The organism is Clostridium chromiireducens (assembly GCF_002029255.1).
Lineage (GTDB): Bacteria > Bacillota > Clostridia > Clostridiales > Clostridiaceae > Clostridium > Clostridium chromiireducens.
This window is the reverse complement of the sequence record NZ_MZGT01000060.1, coordinates 22,585-29,801: the sequence shown is the minus strand read 5'-3', so window position 1 is coordinate 29,801 and position 7,217 is coordinate 22,585. Positions and strand designations below refer to the sequence as shown.

Here is a 7,217-nt window from a genome sequence, read left to right as displayed (position 1 = left end):
TTATTTAATACTTTATCTAAACTTTTTATTTGATTAATATATTTTATATTACCTTTTTTAATTACCTTTTCTATCATTCTAATTATAGCTTCTTTTTCTTCAGCTTCTAATTTAACTCTTTGACATATATATTCTCTGTTAATGTGAATTAATGTAGTCCAAATTTGTTCTTCTACTATGTTATTAATATTCATCATAACCCAAGTAAAATCTTTTCTTCTATCTTTTACAGGGTATGCCTCCTTAAAGAATTTTATAAAGGCATCTTCTTCTTTAGGCTCCTTTTCAACTACATATTTACCAAACTGATTTTTTAATTCATTTTGAAGATACATAATAGTATTAGGTTTAACTTTATCTGACATCTTCTCAATATTATCATAGATAAAATTATAAGTATCTTGAATCTTTTCTGGGTCAGCCTCACCCTTTTTTAGTATCTTAGCAATATCAATATATTCTAAAATGTTCTTCTTACAATTTAATTCTTTGTTATATAACTTTTCCCATATTTCTTCTGAATTTAAATTTTCTAAGCTTAAGTTTTCTTGCATGCTTACACTCCTTGGTATCTTTTAAGATACTATATATTAAAATAATTGTACTCTTAAAAATATTTGTATTAAATTATTATCAATGTACGCGATAATTTTATCACAATAAAATAAAAGGAGCAATTATAATGAATAATATCTTGAAATTTTATTTTTTCTTTAAGAATCACTTAACTTTTAAAATTAAACATTAGTGGTTCTTCGTTTTTAGCAAGTTCAGTCATTCTTCCTTTACAAAGATCCTCAGGGGTGCTTCTGAAGTCCGAAGGGCTAAAGTTGCTATAAATTAATAAGGAACCGTCAAAAAAATAACTAATAATTATACTTGTATATTTTGTATACTTAATTTGTTATTTTATTTCTGCTTCCTTAATTAAAGTAATCTAATAATTATTCCAATAAATAACCTTCTCATCTTTACCGCAACACTTTTTATATTTTTTCCCGCTACCACATGGACAAGGATCATTTCTTTTTATATCCTTATTTGCCTTTAAGCTAACTACATTTGATTTAATATCATTAGTGGTTGAACCCTTATATCTCCATAATCTAATTTTCTTAACAAATTTATTCATCATACTAGATGCAACATATCTGGCTTCTTCATTTTCAATATTAATTAATTCTATCATTTTATCTACTGCATCTTTAGGTTCATTTTCTTGAACATCAAAAATCAAGTCTTCCATCATAGCTATTAACATGTCTCTATCTACTCTAAACATATTAGTAAACTCTTTATAAAAAGTTTTTCCAGCTTTACTATTATAAACCCAATTTTCTTCTAACATATTTAATAATTCTTCTTTCGAAATCATGGCATAACTCAAATCTTTTTCTGTATCTATATCCTTTAATAGTTCATCAAAATTATCTATTTCATTATTAACAATAAACATTCCTTCTTCTCTATATTCATTGTAGTAATATGTTGCCTCTCTAATTAACTCTTCTAATTCACAATTTTCTATATTCAAATATCTTTCTATTATCTCTTTAGCATCTTTTAGTTTTAAAATACCATATACTTTATTCATTGCCCTAAAGATATTTACAATTTCACTATTGAATTTAATTAAACGTCTATATTCAATATTATTTCTTTCTTTGATTAATCTTTGTACTATTTCAGGCATTAAAAATATCGATATCCCATCTTTTACAATTGGAAAGAGCATTCCTTGCTGTATAAAATATACGCTCTTATCTGCTTCATCTTCATCAATATCATCAAAAAGTTTTATACCTTTGCTATCCACATAACTTTTTAAAATCTTATATCTTTCTTCGTCAAAGAATAAAGCTCTTTTTTCAACCAAATTCTTATATTCTTTAAGTAATGTTTCAATTAATTTTTCTTTATTTAAACCTGATATCTTATTTACTCCAAGATTTCTTGCTATATTATATATTTCATCTTTAGATAAACAATTTATTAATTCATTTAAATCAAAAGAATAAACTCTTTTACTTAGCTTTTTCTCTATTTTATTAGCAAGTTTATCTAACCCATCTTCTATGCTCCTACAATCCTCACATAGCCAACCATTATTTTCATCACTAAAATAACTTGCTTGTTCTCCACAGTTTTTGCATTTATTATTTTCTATTTCCTCTTCATTGCACTTTTTCATCTCAATGCATTTACCTGTATTCTCTTTTCCATTTTTTATTTGTTCATTATAATCATTTTTTTTCTTCAAACAATTCTATCTCCTCTGTATATAAAATCAATCTACTCCTTATGTACAAATTTGATTTTATATATAAATTAAATTTAAGTCAATAACTCATTAGTACTTTCTATTTTATCTGCTAAAATACCAAAGGCTATTTCAAAATTGAAATTAAATTCCTATTTTGAAATAGCCAAGTCTTAGTTCTTTATTAATTTTTTAAGAAATCAACTGTAAATTTCTATAATGGTAATGAGAGTTCTTCTTTTCTTACTTTCTCCAATATCTCTGAAAACAACTCAGGTTGCTGCGCACCAGATACTGCATATTTATTATTAAATACAAAGTAAGGAACACTGCTTATTTTAAGATTTGAGGCACTTTCTTCGTCCTTTCTCACTTCCGCTCCATACTTATCTGATTCCAATACTTGTAAAGCTTTATCAATATTAAGACCAACTTCACCAGCTAGGCCAGCCAATACTTTATAATCAGATATATTTAGTGAATCTATAAAGTATGCTTTTAAAATTCTTTCTGATAATTCATTCATCTTTCCTTCTGTTTTTGCATAGTGTGTTATCCTATGTGCATCAAAAGTATTAGTTGGGATTAAATTATCAAAATTATAGTCAAGACCAATATCCTTAGCTTGTTCAACAATTTGATTACTTGATGCTTTAGCTTGCTCTACTGATATGCCATACTTTTTTGCTATTATTTCATGAATATTTCCATCAAATTTCTTTTTAGCTGCTAAATCAAGCTCAAAACTTCTAAAAACTAATTCAACTTCATTCCTATGTTCAAATTTATTTAAAGCAATTTCTAATCTCCTTTTGCCTATATAGCAAAATGGACACATAAAATCAGACCATACTTCTATTTTCATTTCTAACACTTCCTTCCTAGTATTTTTATTATAAAATTTTAATTAAAAATCAAACCTTCTCTAATTCTCTCGTGTTAATTCCTACATTAAATAAATTAATAGAATTATTGCTAATATGGCTAAACCACCTTGCTTTATAAAAATATTTTTATTGGATGTAATTGCTCCATATATAGCAGCAATAATTACACATCCTAAAAAGAAAAATTTTAATTGAGTTGACATTGATTCCGGTATAAAAAAGCTCCAAAACAATCCTGCAGCTAAGAAGCCATTATATAATCCTTGATTTGCAAACATAACTCTTACTTCTTTTTTATCAAGAAGTTTACTATCTATATTAAAAGTTCTTTTAGCAACTGATGATTTAATAAAAAACATCTCAAGCAACATTATAAAAATATGTTCAATTGCTACTGCAATAACTAAAATATCTAGGACAATCTGCATAATATCCTCCTTTGCACATTCATAATCTTATTTCCTTGCAAGTATCCATTTCTTTCAATTTAATTGTACTAAATATAATTGTACTTGTCAATATATTTTTTGCTGTAATTAGTATATAACATCAGTATCAATTATTCTTTATCTACAGTCCTTTTACCTATTTCGATATCATGTATACTCTACCGAACATTTAAAAGATAAACTTAATTTTTATAATGAATTCATTTCTTTAAAATAAAAAAACACAAATTTTCGTGGGTTTCATGATGGAAGCTAACCGTATAGTATCAAATGTACAATATCTAATGAAGAATAATAGAAAGAGCCTATAACAGCATTTTCACTTATGCGTGTTATAGGCTCTTCGTCTTTGTATCTTTATCTAAACATTAACTATTTCATTTCATCAACTGCAGTCTTACCTGCAATTCTTCCGAATGTAAATATATCAGTTAAGGCATTACCGCCAAGACGGTTACCTGCATGGATACCTCCAGCAACTTCTCCAGCAGCATAAAGATTTTTAATTGGTTTATCATTTTCATCTAATACATGGGCTTTGGTGTCTATCTTAAGACCACCCATTGTATGATGAACTGCTGGCTTTCTAGGAGTAGCATAAAACGGTGCTTTCTCTACTTTTAAGCTAAATGTATCCTTATGGAATTCAGGATCAAAACCGCCATCCACATATGAATTATATTTATTAATAGTGTCTACAAGAACTGCAGGATCCATACCAACTTTTACTGCTAGCTCTTCTAGGGTATCTGCTCTAAATAAAGTACCAGCTTCTACCTGACGGTCTAACTTTTCTTGACTTGTATTAGCTGCAGTTTTCTTTATTTCATCATCAGCTATAAGGTAGAATAAACCACCCTGTTCAATAGCAGCTTTTGTTAAAACATCTCTTCCAGAGAATTCATTAATAAATCTTTTTCCTTCTTTATTTACCATCACAAAGTTTTCAGGAGGTACTTGAACTCCACTGAATAATTCACCAGTTTCAGGATCAGCTACAGGCATCATTTGAGTAAAGCCCATTCCTGTAAGTGCTGCACCTACAGTTTTACCAAGTAATATTCCATCACCAGTCATAGCATATGAATTGGTAGTTTTTACATCATCAGCTATTTCACTCCAGTAAGTGTTGTATTCTTTCAGCATCTTTGTGTTTGCACCAAAACCACCACTTGCAAGGACTACTGCTTTTGCATGAACAGTTATCTTTTGGCCATTGACACCAGTTGCTATAACTCCTTTTATTTCGCCATCTTCTATGATAAATTCTTTTACTGGGCTATCAGTAATGATTTTTCCCGAGTTATCTTGTACATATTTTGTTAGTGCAAGTATAAATGATGAACCGTGGCTTTTTGTAGGCTTATGACCACGACGCCAAAGTGCACCAACAGGAGCAAATACTATGCTCTTATCATACTCAACCCCTATTTCTTCTAGCCATTTAACACTTTCTAAAGCTCTGTCTGTAAGTATCTTTACTAGGTCATATTGTCCGTATATTGTGTTACCATTAAGGTCAGTTCTTTTACCACCAAAATATGTTTGCATTCTATGAAGTAGTGGAGAGTCAAATAGATGTCCCTTTTGTGCGCCAAACTTTTCCTTATAAGTAGAAAACTCTTCTCTAAGTGCACGGAAATCATCTATATATTCTGAATGAATTAAGCTCTCATCTGTAGCTAGTAGTTCTTCAATAGTATGTCTTTCTCCTTTATTTTCTTCAAACTGCATCTGCCACTCTGGATCTGCAGCATTAACAGGACCTCCTGAACGTATGGTATTTCCACCTACTGCTGGATATTTTTCAAGAACAATAGCACTTTTACCATTCTGAAGTGCTGTTGCAGCTGCACTTAGTCCAGCGCCGCCTCCGCCTACAACTACTACATCACAAGTATATTCTTCGTCTTCTTTTATAAGACTGCTAGCAGGCTTTGGACGTCTCTTAAGTATGTCAGGGTTAACTCCTGCAAGCTTAACTGCTTTGGCTACACCGTCTAGTACAGCATTACTAGTTTCTGAAGCACCAGAAAGTGCATCAACATTTAATGTCTGTCCTTCAATTATTTTATCTGGAATTCTTACAAAAACTACATCTGCAAGTCCTTCTGTCTCTCCATCTGTATTTATATCTATACTTTCTATTCTGTCTTCACTAAAGGATACTTTCATTGGAAGACTTCCACTATGACCAATTGCACTTACCTCATATACTCCTGGGTTAAAGGTAAACTCTTCTTCTTCGTTTAGCTGATTTGAAATCTTTGCAAAACGCATGAAACGTAGGAAGCATATTTCTAGGAAATCTATTGTTCTTTCATTGTTTAGATTACCTTCCTCATCAAATGCTTTGTGTGCGCTTCCAAGTAAAAACTCATATCCTGGCATTACATTTGCATCAACACCTGGTGCATCTAGGATTTGACGAAGATGTAGCTGTGCACGAGAAGAACCTTGAACATCAAGAGAAGCACCAAGGATCATTACTGGTTTCCCAGCAAGTGGATGAAGATCAAAGCTTAGCCATTCAATTAAACTTTTAAGACTAGATGGTATTGAGTGATTATACTCAGGAGTAGCTATAATAACACCATCACTTGCTATAATTTTATTATTGAACATCTGTATAACTTCACTTGAAGACTGATTATCAGATTGATTAAACATAGGAACATCTGTAATCTCAAGTATTTCTATTTCTGCCTTTGACTCAAAATATTTTTTCATAAACTGAAGGAGTTTACGATTATATGATCTTTTTGCACTAGTTCCAACAATTGCTATAAATTTCATTTATACTAATCCTCCTACTCTTCCCAAGTGAATTTTTTAATTTTTTTATGTAAAACTTTTTCTGCTAAAAGTTTTGATGTAATGTCTGTAAATAGAAGAAACTCTCTGAAAATTTCATCAAGCTCTGATAACTTATCTGAATAGATAAGATTTCCTGTGCTATCAAATGCCCCCTGTGATTTTCCTAAAAGGAATTCACTGCTTGGCATGATTCTGGCAGCAAGCTCAGGTGAATCAAGTATTTGTCTAAGATGTGCCTGTGCACGAGAAGAACCAAGTGTACCAAGAGAAGCCCCCACTATTAAAACAGGCTTGTCAGTAAGTGCCTGACTAGTGTAACTAATCCATTCAAGAGCACTCTTTAAAACCGCAGGTATGGCATGATCATACTCTGGAGTTGCTATTATTACTCCATCTGCTTTTAGTATTTTATCAGATAATTCTGCTACCTTTTCAGGAACATCGGAATCCTCTGGTTCATTAAAGGCAGGTAAATCCTTAATTTCATATAGTTCTATCTCTGCCTCACTCGAAAAATGCTTTTGCATAAATTGAAGCAGCATACGATTAGTTGACACATCTGAGTTAGTGCCTACAATTGCTAAATATTTCATAGTAATCCCCTTTCTGTATTTCAAAGTTTCATAATTTTAGTAATTCTTTGATATAATTTTAACATGTTAAATATATTATATCTAATAGTTATTTATTGAAGTTTGATAACATATTTGTTATAATCGAACACAAGATTAAATGAGTTAAGGCACTATTACATAAATAACAAGTCCACTTGCAAGGCTATTTGGGACTCGTTATTTATTTTCA

The 7,217-nt window shown here is 30.4% G+C and carries 6 protein-coding genes; all 6 read right to left on the bottom strand.

Annotated elements, in window-relative coordinates; genetic code table 11:
- Positions 1-554 (bottom strand): hypothetical protein (locus CLCHR_RS18470; RefSeq protein WP_079441385.1); only part of this gene is annotated, 554 nt, incomplete at its 3' end.
- A gap of 383 nt (positions 555-937) precedes the next feature.
- Complete coding sequence (locus tag CLCHR_RS18465) at positions 938-2,260, bottom strand: SEC-C metal-binding domain-containing protein (protein WP_079441384.1); 1,323 nt, start codon at positions 2,258-2,260, stop codon at positions 938-940.
- 214 nt (positions 2,261-2,474) lie between these two features.
- Positions 2,475-3,125 carry a DsbA family oxidoreductase gene (locus CLCHR_RS18460; protein ID WP_079441383.1) on the bottom strand — a complete coding sequence of 217 codons (651 nt, stop codon included), beginning with the start codon at positions 3,123-3,125 and terminating at the stop codon, positions 2,475-2,477.
- 81 nt (positions 3,126-3,206) lie between these two features.
- Complete coding sequence (locus CLCHR_RS18455; RefSeq protein WP_079441382.1) at positions 3,207-3,575, bottom strand: DUF1304 domain-containing protein; 369 nt, start codon at positions 3,573-3,575, stop codon at positions 3,207-3,209.
- 393 nt (positions 3,576-3,968) lie between these two features.
- Positions 3,969-6,392: a flavocytochrome c gene (locus CLCHR_RS18450; protein WP_079441381.1), complete on the bottom strand. Its 2,424-nt coding sequence runs from the start codon at positions 6,390-6,392 to the stop codon at positions 3,969-3,971.
- Positions 6,393-6,406: 14 nt separating this feature from the next.
- The gene (locus tag CLCHR_RS18445) at positions 6,407-7,006 is read right to left on the bottom strand and encodes an NADPH-dependent FMN reductase (RefSeq protein WP_079441380.1); all 600 of its coding nucleotides are present in this window, start codon (positions 7,004-7,006) and stop codon (positions 6,407-6,409) included.
- Positions 7,007-7,217: the final 211 nt, after the last annotated feature.

Excerpts from the sequence above, each read along its gene's own strand:
- CLCHR_RS18445 (WP_079441380.1), bottom strand. The coding sequence starts at position 7,006 with ATGAAATATTTAGCAATTGTAGGCACTAACTCAGATGTGTCAACTAAT.
- CLCHR_RS18460 (WP_079441383.1), bottom strand. The coding sequence starts at position 3,125 with ATGAAAATAGAAGTATGGTCTGATTTTATGTGTCCATTTTGCTATATA.
- CLCHR_RS18450 (WP_079441381.1), bottom strand. The coding sequence starts at position 6,392 with ATGAAATTTATAGCAATTGTTGGAACTAGTGCAAAAAGATCATATAAT.
- CLCHR_RS18455 (WP_079441382.1), bottom strand. The coding sequence starts at position 3,575 with ATGCAGATTGTCCTAGATATTTTAGTTATTGCAGTAGCAATTGAACAT.